Source organism: Stenotrophomonas sp. YJH_SMC_29 (assembly GCF_059371235.1).
Genome location: NZ_JCAFUK010000005.1, coordinates 107969 through 124194, shown reverse-complemented (window position 1 = coordinate 124194; position 16226 = coordinate 107969). Strand labels below are relative to the sequence as shown.

The 16226-nt window shown below is 68.8% G+C and carries 16 protein-coding genes; 3 read left to right on the top strand and 13 right to left on the bottom strand.

Annotated elements, in window-relative coordinates; all coding sequences use genetic code 11:
- Nucleotides 1-98 precede the first annotated feature (98 nt).
- Genes AC5P9I_RS07675 through AC5P9I_RS07665 form a run of 3 tightly spaced genes read left to right on the top strand, consistent with a single transcriptional unit; the run spans nt 99 to nt 2567 of the window.
- A complete protein-coding gene (locus tag AC5P9I_RS07675; RefSeq protein WP_049467451.1) occupies nt 99-1181 on the top strand; it encodes a L,D-transpeptidase in 1083 nt (360 codons plus the stop codon).
- 17 nt (nt 1182-1198) lie between these two features.
- The gene (locus AC5P9I_RS07670; RefSeq protein ID WP_049467449.1) at nt 1199-1924 is read left to right on the top strand and encodes a murein L,D-transpeptidase catalytic domain family protein; all 726 of its coding nucleotides are present in this window, start codon (nt 1199-1201) and stop codon (nt 1922-1924) included.
- Nucleotides 1925-1958: 34 nt separating this feature from the next.
- Nucleotides 1959-2567 (top strand): HutD/Ves family protein, encoded by a 609-nt coding sequence (locus tag AC5P9I_RS07665; protein WP_049467447.1) that lies wholly within the window; start codon nt 1959-1961, stop codon nt 2565-2567.
- A 115-nt stretch (nt 2568-2682) separates the two neighbouring features.
- Here the strand turns inward: AC5P9I_RS07665 and AC5P9I_RS07660 are convergent, their stop codons facing one another.
- The 13 genes from AC5P9I_RS07660 to AC5P9I_RS07600 all read right to left on the bottom strand — a co-directional run bounded on the left by AC5P9I_RS07660 (nt 2683) and on the right by AC5P9I_RS07600 (nt 16110).
- Nucleotides 2683-4287: a flavodoxin domain-containing protein gene (locus tag AC5P9I_RS07660; RefSeq protein WP_235644991.1), complete on the bottom strand. Its 1605-nt coding sequence runs from the start codon at nt 4285-4287 to the stop codon at nt 2683-2685.
- Nucleotides 4284-5255 (bottom strand): FAD:protein FMN transferase, encoded by a 972-nt coding sequence (locus AC5P9I_RS07655; RefSeq protein WP_049467470.1) that lies wholly within the window; start codon nt 5253-5255, stop codon nt 4284-4286. The genes AC5P9I_RS07660 and AC5P9I_RS07655 overlap by 4 nt, the downstream gene beginning before the upstream one ends.
- 55 nt (nt 5256-5310) lie before the next feature.
- Nucleotides 5311-6114, bottom strand: a complete 804-nt coding sequence (locus AC5P9I_RS07650) for a DUF4198 domain-containing protein (RefSeq protein ID WP_049467443.1) — start codon at nt 6112-6114, stop codon at nt 5311-5313.
- Nucleotides 6115-6236: 122 nt separating this feature from the next.
- A complete protein-coding gene (locus AC5P9I_RS07645; RefSeq protein ID WP_049467441.1) occupies nt 6237-6755 on the bottom strand; it encodes a DUF2271 domain-containing protein in 519 nt (172 codons plus the stop codon).
- Nucleotides 6756-6781: 26 nt separating this feature from the next.
- Nucleotides 6782-7420 (bottom strand): PepSY-associated TM helix domain-containing protein, encoded by a 639-nt coding sequence (locus AC5P9I_RS07640; protein ID WP_049467439.1) that lies wholly within the window; start codon nt 7418-7420, stop codon nt 6782-6784.
- 195 nt (nt 7421-7615) lie between these two features.
- A complete protein-coding gene (locus AC5P9I_RS07635; protein WP_049467437.1) occupies nt 7616-10036 on the bottom strand; it encodes a TonB-dependent receptor domain-containing protein in 2421 nt (806 codons plus the stop codon).
- Nucleotides 10037-10179: 143 nt separating this feature from the next.
- Nucleotides 10180-10581, bottom strand: coding sequence for a hypothetical protein (locus tag AC5P9I_RS07630; RefSeq protein ID WP_049467435.1), 402 nt, complete (start codon nt 10579-10581; stop codon nt 10180-10182).
- Nucleotides 10582-10745: 164 nt separating this feature from the next.
- Complete coding sequence (locus tag AC5P9I_RS07625) at nt 10746-11423, bottom strand: Fe2+-dependent dioxygenase (RefSeq protein WP_049467433.1); 678 nt, start codon at nt 11421-11423, stop codon at nt 10746-10748.
- 10 nt (nt 11424-11433) lie between these two features.
- Nucleotides 11434-12153, bottom strand: a complete 720-nt coding sequence (locus AC5P9I_RS07620; RefSeq protein WP_049467431.1) for a tetratricopeptide repeat protein — start codon at nt 12151-12153, stop codon at nt 11434-11436.
- Between the two features lie 68 nt (nt 12154-12221).
- A complete protein-coding gene (locus tag AC5P9I_RS07615; RefSeq protein ID WP_049467429.1) occupies nt 12222-14513 on the bottom strand; it encodes a TonB-dependent receptor in 2292 nt (763 codons plus the stop codon).
- Between the two features lie 148 nt (nt 14514-14661).
- Nucleotides 14662-15066, bottom strand: a complete 405-nt coding sequence (locus tag AC5P9I_RS07610) for a hypothetical protein (protein ID WP_049467427.1) — start codon at nt 15064-15066, stop codon at nt 14662-14664.
- Nucleotides 15067-15241: 175 nt separating this feature from the next.
- Nucleotides 15242-15574, bottom strand: coding sequence for a non-heme iron oxygenase ferredoxin subunit (locus AC5P9I_RS07605; protein ID WP_049467425.1), 333 nt, complete (start codon nt 15572-15574; stop codon nt 15242-15244).
- On the bottom strand, nt 15571-16110 hold the full coding sequence (locus tag AC5P9I_RS07600; protein WP_049467423.1) for a GNAT family N-acetyltransferase: 540 nt from the start codon (nt 16108-16110) through the stop codon (nt 15571-15573). The genes AC5P9I_RS07605 and AC5P9I_RS07600 overlap by 4 nt, the downstream gene beginning before the upstream one ends.
- Nucleotides 16111-16226: the final 116 nt, after the last annotated feature.

Sequence of the window (16226 nt, the reverse complement as noted above, 5' to 3'; positions counted from 1 at the left end):
TGTCGCCGGGCAGTTTCATTTCCGGCGCCTGGATTTGCCGCGGCCACCACGGGCCGATGGTGTACGGTGGCCGCTCCGCATGGAAAGGACCCCGCTGGATGCCTGCGCACCGCCTTACACCCCTGATGCTCGCCCTGGCACTGACCCTGCCGCTGCTGGCCCACGCCGCTGCGCCGACGACGGCTGCCAAGCCGGCAGCTGCCGCCAGCACTGCCGACGTGCGCGGGCCGACCGACCTGAAACCGGGCGAATACCTGTGGCATCCGGAAATCTCGCCGACCGGCCCGATCGTGCTGGTGGTCAGCCTCGATGAGCAGCGGGCGTACGTCTACCGCAACGGCATCGCCATCGGCCTGACCACGATCAGCTCGGGCAAGGCCGGGCACGAAACACCGACCGGGGTGTTCACCATCCTGCAGAAGGACAAGGACCACAAGTCCAACCTCTACAACAGCGCGCCGATGCCCTACATGCAGCGGCTGACCTGGGACGGCATCGCCCTGCACGGCGGCAACCTGCCGGGGCATCCGGCCTCGCATGGCTGCGTGCGCCTGCCGCAGGCCTTCGCGCAGAAGCTGTTCAGCGAAACCCAGCGCGGCGACACGGTGGTGGTGGCCGATGCCAAGAGCTCGCCGATGACCCTGGCCTATCCGTCGGTCCTGGCGCCGGTCAATGCCCGCGGGCAGGCCCTGCCGGAGGCAGAGGGCGGGGCGCCGGCGCAGGCGTGGTGGAACGACAGCGCCGCGCCGGCCGGTCAGGTCGGCATCCTGGTCAGCCTGCATGACCAGCGCCTGTACGTGCTGCGCGATGGTGTGATGATCGGCGAGTCGCCGCTGAAGGCCGACGCCCTGCCGGCGTTCCAGGGGACGACGCTGTTCGTGATGGGGCAGGGCTACAGTGACACGCCCAGCCCGCTGGACGTGAACCAGCGCCTGCACCAGTGGACGGCCTACCCGCTGCTGGGCCAGGACCGTGCCCAGGCCACCCCGGACCTGCTGGCCACGCCCTCGCTGCCGATGGCGCTGCCGGCCGATTTCGCCCGCCAGCTGTACCAGGTACTGGTGCCGGGCACGACCCTGCTGGTGACCTCGCTGCCGGCGGTCCGCCCAAGCCCGGCTGAATCCGGAATGCAGCCGGTCTTGGAATCCGAGCCGCCAGGGTCCACCCTCAAGGGCAACTGAGTCCCCTCGTTGTGCCCATGACTGCATCCCGCCTGTGCCGGCTGGCCGCGTTCGGCCTGCTGGCGACCTCGGCCAGCGCCCCGGCACTGGCACAGACGCCCACCCTCGCCACCTCTGCCGATGACCTGGCTGCGCTGTTGTCGCGCAGCGCGCCCAGGGCCGACCGCCACGTGTTGCAGCTGGCGGCGCACGCCATGCGCTGCGCGCTGCAGCGGCCGGAGCTGGGCATCAACGGTGATCGCCTCAGCGTGATCGACTATTCGCGGCCGTCCACCGAGCCGCGCCTGTGGGTGTTCGACCTGGCGCACCAGCGCCTGCTGTTCGAGGAATGGGTGGCGCACGGCCGCAACAGTGGCGAGAACCGCACCGAACACTTCTCCAACCGCGACGGCAGTTTCATGTCCAGTCTCGGCGCGTTCACCGCGCAGGAGACCTACATGGGCGGCAACGGGTATTCGCTGCGACTGGCCGGGCTGGAGCCGGGCTTCAACGACCGCGCGCGCGAACGCGCGATCGTCATCCATGGCGCGCCCTATGTGAACCCGGCCACCGCGCAGCTGCAGGGGCGGCTGGGCCGCAGCCTGGGTTGCCCGGCGGTGCGCCTGTCGGTGGCCAAGCCACTGATCGATGCGTTGCGCGGCGGCACCATGGTGTTCGCCTATTACCCCGACCAGGACTGGCTGAAGCACTCGCAGCTGCTGGGCGGCGAGTGTGGTGGCCAGGGGACGCTCGCCACGCGGTGATGCACCGCGGCGCGCGGCATGATGCAATGCGCCGATGAACATCGACTCCCTGCTGCACACCCCGAGCCAGGTCATCTCCAGCCTGGACTACCGCCGCGAACGCTGGCGCAACGGCCTGGGCTGGACCCGCGAAATCCTGCGCCTGCCCGCACAGGGCGACGACTGGGCGCTGCGCCTGTCGGTGGCCGAGATCGAGCAGGATGCCGCGTTTTCCGCTTTCCCCGGCGTGGAGCGCGAACTGGTGCTGCTGCAGGGCAACGGCGTGCGCCTGCGTTTCGAAGACGGCCGCGTGGCCGAAGTGCTGCCGCCGCATGGACGGATACGGTTTGCCGGTGAAGAGGCGCTGCATGGCGAGCTGGTCGATGGCACCACCCACGACTTCAACCTGATGTGGAAGCGCGAACTGCTGCAGGCCGAACTGCTGCACCGGCCGTTGGTGGGCAGCATGTTCTTCTTCTGCGAGCCGGGCGTAGCCTGGGCGCTGCACCTGCTGGCCGGTCAGGCGGAGTTTGGTGCGGACAGTGGCCTGCCGCCGCTGCAGGCCGGCGATACCGCGTGGCTGTCAGCCGGCGAACGGCGCCGGCATGCGTTGCAGGGCGGTGGCGAATTGCTGGCGATACGGGTGAGTGCGGCAGAGGGATGATTCCCGGGCGCCGTTGGGCCCCATCCACGCATGGCGTGGATCTACTGCACTGCGGTTGCCACCCTGCCTGGACACGCCGTTCAGTAGATCCACGCCATGCGTGGATGGGGCAACCTCAGTACACATCGCGCCGGTAACGACCGGCCAGCAGCAGCGCTTCCCTGCCTGCGGCACCCAGCACCTGCTCGATCACCGCATCCACGGCCGGGGCCATGCCCTGCAGGCTGCCGCAGACCAGGATCGTCGCGCCGTCATCCACCCACTGCCGCAGCGTTGTTGCTTCGGCCAGCAGCCGGTCCTGCACGTAGCGATGCGCACCGCCATCGCGGCTGAACACAGCATCCAGCCGCGCCAGCGTTCCGCTCGCCAGCATTGCCTGCAGCTCGTCGCCGAAATGGAAGTCGTGTGCGGCGGTGCGCTCACCGAACAGCAGCCAGGTGCGGCGCGCGCCCTGCTGGGCACGTTCGTGCAGGTGGGCGCGCAGGCCGGCGATGCCGGTGCCGTTGCCGATCAGCAGCAGCGGCACATCGGCGGGCACGCCATGGAAATTGTCGTTGCGGCGCAGGCGCAGCTGCACCGGCTCGCCGATGGCCACGTGATCGCACAGCCAGCCGCTGCCGATGCCGGGCGTGCCCTCGGCGCGCAGCTGGCGGCGCAGCAGCAGCTCCACCGGGCCGTCGGCCATCACCGAGGCGATCGAGTACTCACGATGCGGCAGCGGCTGCAGGGTCGCCAGCAATGCGGGCAGGTCACCCGGCGGAACCAGCGAGGGCAGGTGCGAGCGCGCGACGCGCGCCAGCAAGGTCTGCCCGTCCTCCAGCACGGTGTCCGCATCGAAGCCCTGCGCGTGCAGCCAGGCGCGCGCGCTGGCGCGGGCATGTTGCGGGCCGATCTCGGCGATGTCGCCGGCCTGCCACTGCGCCTCTGCGCCGGCCGGTGGCTGCAGGCGCAACCAATACACCGGACCGCCGGGGCTGCCCGGGTTCAGATGCTCGCGCTGCAGCAGCGTCCACGGCTGGTACGCGGCCGGGCTCCAGTCGGGCAGTTCACTGGCGCCGCCGCCGAGTTGCCCCAGCAACTGCTGCCAATGCCGCAGCGCCGCCGGATCGGCGTTGTCGACTTCGATCGCATCGAACAGTGGATGCGCGCCATGCTGGCGCAGCCATTGGTCGAGCTGGTGGCCGAACCCGCAGAAGTGGCCATAGCTGCGGTCGCCCAGCGCGAGCACGCCGTACTGCAGGTGCTGCAATGACGGCGGCGCGGCCATCACCCCGCGCAGGAAGGGCAGGGCGTGGTCGGGCGGATCGCCCTCGCCTGTGGTGCTGGCAATGAACAGCGCGCGCTGGCTGTCGGCCAGCAACGCGGCGTCGACGTCGTGCAGACCGCGCACGCGCACGGGCATGCCGGCGCCGCGCAGGGCTTCGGCACTGCGTTCGGCCAGCTCGCGTGCAAAGCCGGTCTGGCTGGACCAGACCAGCAGGAGGGGCGCGGTGTCTCCGGTTGCGGCATCGTCGCGCGGGCGCCCACGCCACCACAGTGCAGCGCAGGCCAGCGCATACAGGGCCGTGGCGAGTGCCGCGATCTGCAAGTGTCGAATCGGTGGCGCGCCCTGCCACCATGCCTCACCGAGATGCAGGCGCAGCAACGCCCCGCCGATCAGCGCCAACAGGAGCAGGGCCAGGGTGTTGCCGAGCCACGCGCGCGACCGGCGTCCGCTCATGCGCCCTGCTCGTCGAGAAGACGCTGGAAGGCACTGCTGAGGAACTCCTGCGGGCCGCCTGCAGCGCGCTGCAGGTAGCGCGCCGCCAGGCCTTCGCGCTCGGCCAGCGCCATGCCCTGGTCGCGACCGAGTACGGTCAGCGCGGTCGCCCAGGCATCGGCTTGCATCGCATCGCCGGCCACCACCGTGACTGCCGCAGCGACCTGGCGCACCGGCCTGCCGGTACGCGGATCGAGGCTGTGGCTGTAAGCCTCGCCATCGGCGTGGTACTGGTGCCAGCGATCGCCGGAGGTGGCCACCGCCCGGCCATCCAGTGCCAGCACGCGAGGCGGGGTATCGGTCCGCGCATCTTCTTCCGGTGCGGACTCCACCAGCACGCGCCACGGCTGGCCATCCGGTTTCCGGCCATAGCCGGCCAGTTCGCCACCGACCTCGATCAGCGCGGCAGCGATGCCTTGTCCGCGCAGCCACGCGGCGACGTGATCGACGCCGAAGCCCTTGGCGATCGCAGAGAGATCCAGTTCCAGCCCACCCGGTTGCAGCAGCGCATCGCCCTGCCACTGCAGGCGCTGCCAACCGCAGCGCTCACGCGTGGCCTGCAGGGTGGCGGCATCGGGCTGGCGGCGTTCACCGGCATGTGCACCGAAGCCCCACAGTGCAACCAGCGGACCGACGGTGGGATCGAAGGTGCCGTCACTGGCCGCAGCGATGGCCTGTGCGCAGGCCAGAACGTGGCGGGTCTCGGCCGGCAGCGTGCACCACTGGCCGGCAGCGGCATGATTGAAGCGGCTGAGGTCCGAGCCAGCTTCCCACGTGCTCATCTGCGCGACCACATCATCCAGCCGCGCCTGGATGCCGGCATGCAGCGGATGCAGGTCGCGCGGGCGTGGCGCGACCAGCGACACGCTCCAGGTGGTGCCCATGGTGGTGCCGCCGAGGCGGGCGATGTCGAGCAGGGGATCGGTCATGGGGGTCTGCTGCAGGCGCGATGCCGGGGCCTGCCCGGCATCGCCGCCCACGTCGTTACTGCGGCAGCACTTCCAGCGTGGCGACGTAGCTCAAGCGGCGCTTGGCGGCCTGCTTCACCGACGTCTTGTTGTCCTCGGTACCGGTTTCCAGCCAGTACATGCCGGCTTCCGGCCAGGTCACCTTGATCTCGCCCTTGGCATCGCTGGTGACCTTCAGCTCGTCCTGCGCGTTGCGGTAGCGGGTGGCGCCACGCACGATCTCGAATTCCAGGCCGGCGGTCGGCTTGCCGTCGACCAGCACGCGGAAGGTCGCTTCCTCGCCGGCGAACAGGTCGTTCGGGTGGCCGACGGCCACCAGCTCGATACCGCGGTTGGTCGGCTTCAGCGCGGTGTCGTTCGGCGCACCGTTGGTGACGAAGGTCTCCACGCGACCGACCGACTGGCTCAGTTCCAGCTTCTTCGCGTCCTTGGGCAGTTCGCCAAGGGTGGCGACGCTGCCGCGCCAGCGCTTGCGCTCGCCGTTCTGCTCGTAGGTGGCGAACAGGCCGTCATTGACCGACGCGATGCGGTAGGTACCCGGTTGCTTCAGTTCGATGTCGAACACGCTGCGGTACTTGCCGGTGGCCGCGTTCTGCGGCTGCACGGTGCTGCCGTCCGGCGCGGTGATCACCAGCGACTCCAGGCGCAGCGGCACGTGGTTGAAATAGAACAGGTCGTTGGAGACCGCACCGTCGACGGTGATCCACGGCGCGTTGCCGGCGATCACGGTCTGCGAGGGCAGCAGCCAGGCCTTGTGGGCCAGGGCGGAGAAGGGAAGGGCAGCGGCCAGGGCGGCGGCGAGGACGAGCGTGCGCTTCATGCGGAAGACTCCAGTTGGAAGGGGTCGGATCCCTTTCCAGCGGAAAGGGCTCTGACCCCGAGGGATAGGGCGATGGGGTCAGAGCCCTTCCTGCGGAAGGGATCCGACCCCGGCTCAGGCGGTTACGGTTTGACGGCGAGGGTGACCTGTCCCAGCTCGGTGGCGCCCTGCGCCTTGCCGTTCTGCGCGGTGGTCGCCGGCCAGGTGAAGGGAATCTTCAACAGTTCACGGCCGCCGACTTCGCGCACCGCTTCCACCACCAGGGTGTAGTTGCCCGGGGCCAGCTGCTTCAGGGCCGGCTGCCTGTCGTTGAACGACAGCGCGTGCTTGCCGGCCGGGCGGGTCGGGCCGGTCACGCCATCCACCGGAACCTGCAGGGTGCGGCCGCTCTTGCGCCACCACTGGCGCAGGTCGGGAAGCCACTTGGTGCCGTGGCCTTCGCTGTTGCTGGTCTGCTGGTACCAGACCGACAGGTTGGCCGCGACCTTCTGGTCGGCGCCTTCCAGCCACACCGCCACGTACGGGCGGTGGTACTCGGCCACGTTGAGCTTGGGCACTTCGACATTGATGTCGAGGGTGGCGGCATAGGCCGGCGAGGTGGCCAGCAGGCCGCTGAGGGCGATGGTCAGGGTGACGCGCATGGGGCGGCTCCGGGAACGGGGGAAAGTCAGTGGATCAGCAGCAGGGCGATCAACAGCGGGATCATCAGGCCCAGGCCGACCAGCGGCCAGGTCATGCGCCGCTGCCGCGCATGTAGATGCAGCAGGAACAGCCCGGTGATGCAGAACACCAGGCAGGCCACGGCGAACAGGTCCAGGAACCAGCCCCAGGCCGGGCCCGCGTTGCGGCCCTTGTGCAGGTCGTTGAGGTAGGACACCACGCCGCGCGAGGTCGATTCGTACTCCACCGCGCCGGTCTGGCGATCGATGCTCAACCAGGCGTCGCCACCGGGGCGCGGCAGCGACAGGTAGATCTCTTCGGCCGACCACTCGGCCGGGCGTCCGCCGATGGCGATGCCGAGCTGCGCGTCCAACCATTGGCGGGCCGGGCGCGGAATCGGCGCGTTGCCGTCCTCGCGCGTGCCGAGCTGGCACAGCAGCGCGGCCGGCAGCTCCAGGTGCTGGTTCTGCACCTGGGGCCTGGCTTCGATCTTCGCCGCATGGTTGAGGGTCAGGCCGGTCACCGCGAACAGCAGCATGCCGATCAGGCACACCGCCGAACTGATCCAGTGCCACTGGTGCAGCGTCCGCAGCCAGAAGCCACGGTTCTGTTGCTGCTGCACGGTGGAAGTAGCAGGACGGCTCACGGCACGGTTCGGGGCGGACGGGGACTGCCCATTACATCATTGATGAGAATAGCTCGCAATTGCGTGTCGTTCTGTATCCCTGGAGCAGGTATGGGGGGCGGCCAGCGGCCGGCACCACCGATCGGTAGATCCACGCCATGCGTGGATGAAGCGGTGCCGACCAGGGTCGGCACCCACCGGGGCAGGGCGCGGCGATCAGAACGTCGCGTTCAGCGAAATCCAGTAGCTGCGGCGCTGGTCCTTGGTCGCGTAGTCGTCCACGCAGTTGAACTCGCTCTGGCTGATCAGCAGGCACGACTGCGAGACGAAGTCCTTGTCGAACAGGTTGTTGACCCGCGCGTTCACCGTCAGCCAGGGCGTGGCCTTCCAGCTGCCACCGAGGTGGAAGATCGTGTAGTCCTCGTAGTAGCGGGTGTGGCGGGCGCCGTTGGCGTCCAGCAGCGTGTCGCGGTAGCGGTCGTAGCGGCCTTCGCCGATCAGCGACAGGCTGATCGCTTCGTTGAGCTGCCAGTTGAGGCTGGCATTGGCCATGTGCCTGGCCGGCATGGTGCCGCTGATCGGCAGACCCTTCTGCGCGCCGCTGGTCTGCTCGCTCCTGGTCCAGGTGTAGTTGCCGCGCAGCTGCAGGCTGTCGAGCAGGTCGACATGCGCGGCCAGTTCGGCGCCACGGGTCTCGGCCTTGTCGATGTTCACGCTCTGGGTGAAGGTGCTGTAGCCCAGGGCCGCCCAGCCCGGGCCGATGTCCACGCAGTAGCCGCTGCCGGCGCGGGCCACTTCGCAGTTCGGGAAGGTGCCGCCGCTGGCGATCTTGTCCTCGAACGTGTTGAAGAAGCCGGTGACATTGAAGCCCCAGCGCTGGCCCTCGTAATAGGCCGCCAGCTCGTAGTTGGTGCTGGTTTCGGGCTTCAGGTTCGGCGAACCGACCAGCGGCAGCACGCCCTGGCCACCGAAGCCGGTGATGCCCGGGAACAGCTGGTCCGGACGCGGGGTCTTGTAGCCGGTGCTGACGCCACCCTTGAAGGTCCACGCATCGCTGGCGTTCCACACCAGGTAGCCACGCGGACTGACGTGGCTGCCGAACACGTTGTGGTCGTCGTAGCGCAGGCCGAAGGTGGCGGTGAGGGTGTCGGTCAGCGCCCAGTTGTCCTCGGCGAACAGCGCCCACATGCGATGCGTCTGCTTGACGTTGCTGCGGTAGCCGGCGCCGTCCATGCCGAACACACCGTCGACCATGTCGGTGTCGTTGTATTGGCCACCCACGGTCAGCGTGTGCGTGCCGAAGTCCAGGTCGAGCATGGTGTCGAGCACGTAGCCTTCCAGCTCCATGGTGCGCAGTGGGCGCGGCAGGAACGCCTGCAGGCGTGCCATCTCGCTCGGGTTGAGGGCGGCCAGTGCATTGCCACGGCCGGCTGCACAGTTGCTGGCGGCGCCGGTGCGGCGGCAGACGTCATTCCACAGCGCCTGCAGGTTGGCGCGCTCGTCCAGGGTCAGCGGCAGCGAGCGGCCCAGATTGCTGCTCCTGCTGTGGGTCAGCGAGGTCTGCCAGGTGCCGAAGCTGTAGCGGCCCTGGTGGGTCAGCGACAACTGGTCGCGCTCGTAGCGCTGGTAGGCGGTGTAGCCCACGCGCGGCTGCACTACGCGGCGGGTGAGCGTGCCGTTGCCGTTCGGGTTGGGAATGACCGCGTTGCCGACGCGCCACAGGCTGGCCAGGCTGTCGAGGGTGCCGGTCTGGCCCTCGCTGTTGTCGAACTTCTGCCGCGACACGTCGTAGTCCAGCCACAGTTCGTGGTCGTCGTTGATGCGGACGTCCAGGCGTACGCCGCTGTTCCAGTTGGTGTTGGCGACCGACTTGCCGCCACCGCCGAAGCCGATGCTGCGCTCCCACAGCGTGCCATCCGGCAGCGGCAGCGCATCCCATTCGGGGTTGGATGCCTTGGCATCGTAGTAGCTGCCGCGTACCGCCAGGCTCAGGCGATCCTTCAGCAGCGGGCCGCTGAGGTAGAGGTCGGTGGTGCGTGCGTCGCCGAACTGGTCGTCCTGCTGCACGGTGAAGCCCTGGGTCAGCGCGCCGTGCCAGCTGTCCTGGTTGCGGCGGGTGATGATGTTGATGACGCCGCCCATCGCGTCCGAACCGTACAGCGTGGACATCGGCCCGCGCACGACTTCGATGCGTTCGATCGCATCCAGTGGCGGCAGGTAGGCGAACTGGCCGCCACCGAAGTTGTTCGGGTAGATCTGGCCGACGTTGCTCTGGCGACGGCCGTCGATCAGCACCAGGGTGTACTCGGACGGCAGCCCGCGCATCGACACGGTGGCGCGGCCGTTCTTGTCGGTGGCCTCCAGGCCGACATCGATGCCTTCGACGTCGCGCAGCGCATCGACCAGGCTGGTGTACGGGCGCCTGCTCAGTTCCTCGCGGCTGACCACGCTGATGCTGGCCGGGGCATCGATCACCTTCTGCTCGAAGCCCGCGGCGGTGACCACCACCTTGTCCAGCGTCTGCGGGGCGCCGGAAGCGTCACCGTGGGCGAAAGCGGGGCTGGCGAAAGCCGCCAGCACGGCGCTGGTCAGCAGGGTACGGGACAGGGACGAACGGACACGATGGCGCTGGGCCATGGCAGTTACCTCGAAGGATGCAGGGGGCGCGATGCCGCGCGCGAACGGCGTGGCAGGCACGGAAGGCCCGGTCAGGGGCGGCAGGGATGAAGCAGGCAGCGGCGCGCGGGCACGACCGCGCAGGCGGTCACGCGGGCCGTGGATCAGGCGAGCGGCGGCGCCTGGCCGCGTTGCTGGCGGCGCCCGGGCGGAACAGCCCAGGGCGTGTCCGGAGCGGCCAGCGGCCAGTCCGGGCGCACGCCGGGCATGGCCGGCGTGGCGGGTACGAGTTCAAGCTCGGTGCGCAGCCATTGGCTGGCCAGCAGAAGTGGCGGCGGTGCCTTCTCGGCCGCATTCACCGGAGTAGAGGCGCAGCGGCGCAGCTTGGCCGGTGCTTCTTCCAGCAAGGTGCCTTGGCCGCCGCGCTCTTCCAGCGGCATCTGCACGGCCATTCCGGCCTGGGCCTGTGGCAGCAGCGGCAGCGCGCCCAGCAGCAACGCCAGCATCGCCACCCATGCCAGCAGGCTGGCCAGCGCAGGACGCTGGCCGCGCATGGCGGTACCCATCGTGCGATGGATCAGTTGGCGAGGGCGAAGCGGGCGCAGCAAGCGAAGATCCCCAGGGGCCTGCCGGCAGCGGCCGGCATCAACGGGGCGTGATTGTAATGAGAGCCGTTAGCTGTTGCAAATGAGAATGATTGCCAAAGTGTCGCAGGCCGGCACGGCCAGGCTCAGACTTCGCTCCAGCGCCGCAGCAGGTTGTGGTACACGCCGGTCAGCTGCAGGATCGCCTCAGCGTCGGCGCCGGTCTGGCGCAGGCGCTCGATCGCGCCATCCATTTCCCACAGCAGGCGGCGCTGCACATCGTCGCGGATCATGCTCTGCACCCAGAAGAACGACGCCACGCGTGCGCCACGGGTGACCGGCCGCACCTGGTGCAGGCTGCTGGACGGATAGACGATCAGGTCGCCGGCCGGCAGCTTCACTTCGTGCTCGCCGTAGGTATCGCTGATGACCAGCTCGCCGCCTTCGTATTCGTCCGGCGCCGACAGGAACAGGGTGCAGGAGATATCCGAACGCAGCTGTTCGCCGTTGGCCAGGTTCATCACCGCGCCATCGACATGGAAGCCGTAGGTGCCGCCGCCGCTGTAGCGGTTGAAGCGCGGAGGCAGGTACTTCAGTGGCAGCGCGGCGCTGAAGAACAGCGGGTGCCGGGCCAGCGCGACGAGGATGACCTCGCCCAGTTCGCGGCGCAGCGGCGACGCCTCGGGCAGCTGCTGGTTGTGCTTGGCCTGCGCGCCCAGATGGCCGACGGTTTCGCGGCCATCGGTCCAGTCGGCGGCATCGAGGCGGCGGCGGAAGTCGGCCACCTGGTCGGCGCTGAGGATGTCGGGGATGTGCAGCAGCATGCGGGACTCCTCAGAGCGACGGTGGCGCGACCAGGGCGCGCACCTGTGGATGCGGCGAGGCGGCCAGTTCCGGCACGATGTGCGCCATGAACGCCGGGCTGCCGTGGGCCAGTGCAAGCTGCAGCCAGTGCACGGCCTGCTCGACCTGGCCGGCCTGCAGCAGGATCGAGGCGTAGTTGGCCTGGCCGCGGAAATCACCGGCTTCGGCCGCGCGCTGGTACCAGGCCAGCGCTGCCTGCGGATCGGGCGCGGTGTCCAGCCCGTCCTCAAGGTGGCGGGCCAGCAGGTTCATCGATTTGGCATGGCCCAGGTGCGCGGCACGGGTGTACAGGGCCAGTGCCTGCGCGCGGTCCTGGGTGACGCCGCGGCCGGTGGCCAGCAGGTTGGCCAGGTTGTACAGGCCCCAGTCCAGCCCGGTGTCGGCTGCGCGCCGGTACCACACCGCCGCCAGTGCCGGATCCGGCGCGGTGCCCTGGCCCAGTTCATGGCAGCGGCCAAGCATGTTCATCGCCATCGGTGCGCCGTTGTTGGCGGCGGTTTCGTACCAGAGCAGCGCAGCCGAAGCATCCTGCGCGGTGCCTTTGCCTTCCATGTGCATCTGCGCAAGCAGCAGTTGTGCCTCGACCTGTCCGGCCTGCGCGGCGTCGCGGACGCGTGCGAACGCGGCCTGCGGATCGTGCTGCAGCAGCTCGGCCAGGGCGTCGCTGTCGATGGGGGTACGGTTCGCCATGGGGTGAGTATCGCCGGAAACAAAAACGGCGGCAGGAGAACCTGCCGCCGTGGTGGAACGAAGCTACATCAGAACTTCACGTTCAGTGCCAGGGTGGCCGAGCGCCCCGGGGCGATGCTCGCGTAGTGCGAGGCATAAGCCTTGGTGAAGTAGGTCTTGTCGGTCAGGTTCTGCACGTTGAGCTGCAGGCTGATGTTGTCCTGGATCGCGTAGCTGGCCATCGCGTCGAAGCGGGTGTAGCTGGCGATCCACTTGGTGTTGGCGACGTCACCGTACTGCTTGTCCGAGTAGAACGCACCGGCGCCGAGGGTCAGGCCGATCGGGAAGCGGTAGGTGGTCCACAGGTTGGCGCTGTGCTTGGCGGTGTTCGGGAACTCGTTGCCGTTGTACGGCGAGGGCACGTAGACGTTGGACGGGCAGCTGCGGCCGACCGGTGCGCCACAGACGAAGCCGTTGTCCTTCAGTTCCGAGTCCAGGTAGGTGTAGCCGCCGTACAGGCTCCAGGCCTCGGTCAGCTGGCCGGTGAAGCCGAGCTCGAAGCCGTTGATTTCCTTCTTGCCGGCGTTCTGGCTGGTGCCGTTGTCGACGGTCACGCGCGCGTTGTTCATCACGGTGTGGAAGATCGCCGCGGTGAGGTTCAGGCGCTGGTCGAACAGGTCCCACTTGGTGCCCAGCTCGAGGTTCTTCGTATCCTGCGGCTTGAGGTCGGCCACGGCGGCGCTCAGGCCGTCCGAACCATCACCCCCGTCCATGCCCGGCGGCGTCGAGGAGGTGCCCCACGACAGGTAGATGCTGCCGTTGGCAGCCGGCTTGAACACCACGCCGGCCTGGTAGTTCAGGAAGTCGTTGCTGTTGCGCACGCGGGTCGGCGCCGCACCGGCCACCGGAGTGGTCAGGGTGGTGCGGAAGTCGTCGTAGCGCAGGCCGAGGTTGACCATCCACTGCTCATTGAGCTCGATGGTGTCGAACACGTAGGCCGAGGTGGTCTTGGTGCGCTGCTCGACGTCCAGCGCCTTGTTGCTGCGGTACACCGAGTGCGTGGCCGCCCACGGATCGCGCGGGTCCGGGTTGGCGAAATCGGTGCAGTTGTAGCCGGTGGCCGCGCCGGTGGTCGGGCACTTGCTGTTGCCGGTGAGCGGGTTGCTGGTGCCCGGGGTCATCAGGTAGCTGCCGCGGGTCATCTTCTCGTCGCTGTACTCCACGCCGGCGCTGTAGCTGTGCTTGAGCACGCCGGTCTGGAAGGCGCCGGTCAGGCCCAGCTGGTCGGCGAAGCTCTTGACGTCGACGGCACGGCTGTTGGTACGGCGCCACAAGGTGCCGTAGTTGTTCGGGTTGCCTTGGCTGTCGTCCGGCTGGGTCCACAGGTAGTCGTTGCTGGTGTTGCCCAGGCGCGCGATGTTGCGCAGCTTGTGGCCGCCGAAGTCGTAGCTGGCATCCAGGGTGCTGATGTCGGCGCGGGTGCGCTGGAAATCACGGTCGACCAGGCCGTAGTAGTTGTTGCGGTCCGGCACCATCGGGCGGCCGTCGACCCACTTCGACGCCGGCGCACCGCTCGGGTTGCCGTACGGGAAGCCACCGGCGTCCGGCAGGTCGTCGCTCTGCATGTGGTAGTGGCTGGCGATCAGCTGCGCCGGGCCGTTCAGGCCGAACGCGATCGACGGCGCGATGCCCCAGCGGCTGACGTTGGCGGCGTCGCGGCCGGCGATGTCCGATTCGTGCTTCATCAGGTTCAGGCGTGCGGCGATGCCATCGCCCAGCACGTAGTTGGCGTCCACGGTGCCGCGCGCGTAGCTGTCGGTACCGATGCCCATGCTGGCGCTGGTCTCGTTCTTCAGCTTCGGCGTCTTGCTTACCAGGTTCAGGCTGCCACCGCCGGAATCGCGGCCGCCGTAGGCCGAGCTCGGGCCCTTGACCACTTCCACCTGCTCCAGGTCGAAGATTTCGCGGGTCTGCGAACCGACGTCGCGCAGGCCGTCGACGAAGACGTTGCTCTGCGAATCGAAGCCACGGATGAAGGGGCGATCACCGGTGGGGTTGCCGCCTTCGCCGGCGCCGAAGGTGATGCCCGGCACCATGCGCAGCGCATCCTGCAGGTTGGTCGCACCGGTTTCGGCGATCAGCTTCTCCGACACGATCGATACCGACTTCGGGGTGTCCAGCAGTTCGGCGGTGAACTTCGGCGAGGAGGGATTGAACCAGCTGCCGCGCACCTGCACCTTGTCCAGCTCGGTGGCGTTGCGGGAGCCGGCGTCGGCGCTGTCGGCAGCCTGCGCAGCCAGCGGCGCGAAGCCCGCAGCCAGGGTAGCGGTGGCGAGCAGGGAAACGCGCGGGGCGTGCTTGCGGGACGTGATGTAGGTCATGGCGATGGGTCGTGGCGTGGATCGGGAAAGGGCGAGGGGCGAAGCGCAGGCAGCGCGTCGACACATGGAAGGCTTCTTCTGCAGGACCGGGCCGATGCCCGGCTGGCAGGAAACGCAATCAGGCGCACGGCAACGGCCGCAGGGCGCCTCAGCTGGCGTGCGGTGCGGGCGGCGCGTGGCCGGGGTTCAACCGCAGTGCGGGATCGTGCCGCTGCCAGCGCAGGGCATCGGAGCGCCACAGCGGAATGTGCGCGACCAGGACGGCACGCGGGGGAGCCAGTGCGGTGCAGGGCGCGGCGCCCTCGCCATCCAGCGGCGGCTCCGGTGCCGGGGCGGCATGGTGCGGGCATTCGTCCACCGGCGGGGCCGGCAACGGCATGGCTTGCTGCAGCCCTTCAGCGTGCGCCTGCCAGCCGTGGGCCGCAGGCCCGTTGCCGCGCCCTTCGTGCAGCGCCGACCAGCCCAGCAGCAGCGTCAGCAGCGCGGCCACGACCAGCGGCCACCCTTGGCGGGCGAGCTGGCACAGCGTGGCGGTGGGCGCGGGCGAAGCCATGGCGCAGGGGCGGCGTCGTTACGAAGGTGTTACGTAGAATAACATAAACGATAATGATTCGCATATGCGCAATTGGGTTAGAGGTGTGGGGGCCCGGAGAGGGTCGTGAAGGCCCCTCAGTGCGCTCCGCTGGCTTCTACCCCCTGGGCGGAGTCGCCGGCGGCCAGGGGGCGCTTCAATCGCGGTCGTCGCGGGTCCAGACGGCGTCGTGTTCGCGCTTCACCGGGAACTTGGGCACCGGCGTATAGGCCGGGGCGCACAGGGCGCGGCCATCGCGCACGTCGAAGCGCGCGCCGTGCAGCACGCATTCCACGCTGCCTTCGGTGGTGTTGAACTCGCCTGAAGACAGCTCGAACTCTTCATGCGTGCACTGGTCTTCCAGGGCGTACAGCTCACCGTCCAGGTTGAACACCACGATCGGCGCGCCGGTCACTTCGTCGAACACACTCTTCATTTCGCCCGGCAGCAGCTCGTTGCCGGCGCAGACGAAGGTCCAGGTATCGCTCACGCGGCGGCTCCGGCCAGCGGCTTTTCCAGGATCTCGAAGCGCAGGTCGTCGCGCTTGGGGATGCCGAAGCGCTCATCGCCGTACGGGAACGGCTTCTTGATGCCGGTGCGCTGGTAGCCACGACGCTCGTAGAAGGCGATCAGCTCGTCGCGCACGTCGATCACCGTCATCTGCATCACCGGCACCTTCCATTCGCGCGCGGCGTGTGCTTCGGCGGCGTCCATCAGCTGCTTGCCGACGCCGCCGCCCTGCTGCGCCGGGTCGACCGAGAACATGCCGAAGTAGCCCTTGCCGTCGACATCGGCGACGTGTGCGCAGGCCACCAGCTGGTCCCCGCGCTCGGCCAGCAGAATGGTCGAGCGCGGGCGGTCGAGGTCGGCCTGGATGCCTTCGGCGTCGATGCGGGCGCCATCCAGCAGGTCGGCTTCGGTGGTCCAGCCAACGCGGCTGGCGTCGCCCCGGTAGGCCGAGGTGACGAGGGCGATCAGGGCGGGGATGTCGGCCGGCGTGGCGGCGCGGAAGGTCAGGGTGGTCATGGGGACATTCTAGGTGGAGCGGGGAGGGGCGCGGGAGGTCGCGGGATGGGTGGCTTTGCAAAGTGTGTCGACTACATCCTGTTGACGCCTCCTTCATGTTTCGTTCATAACTGCAG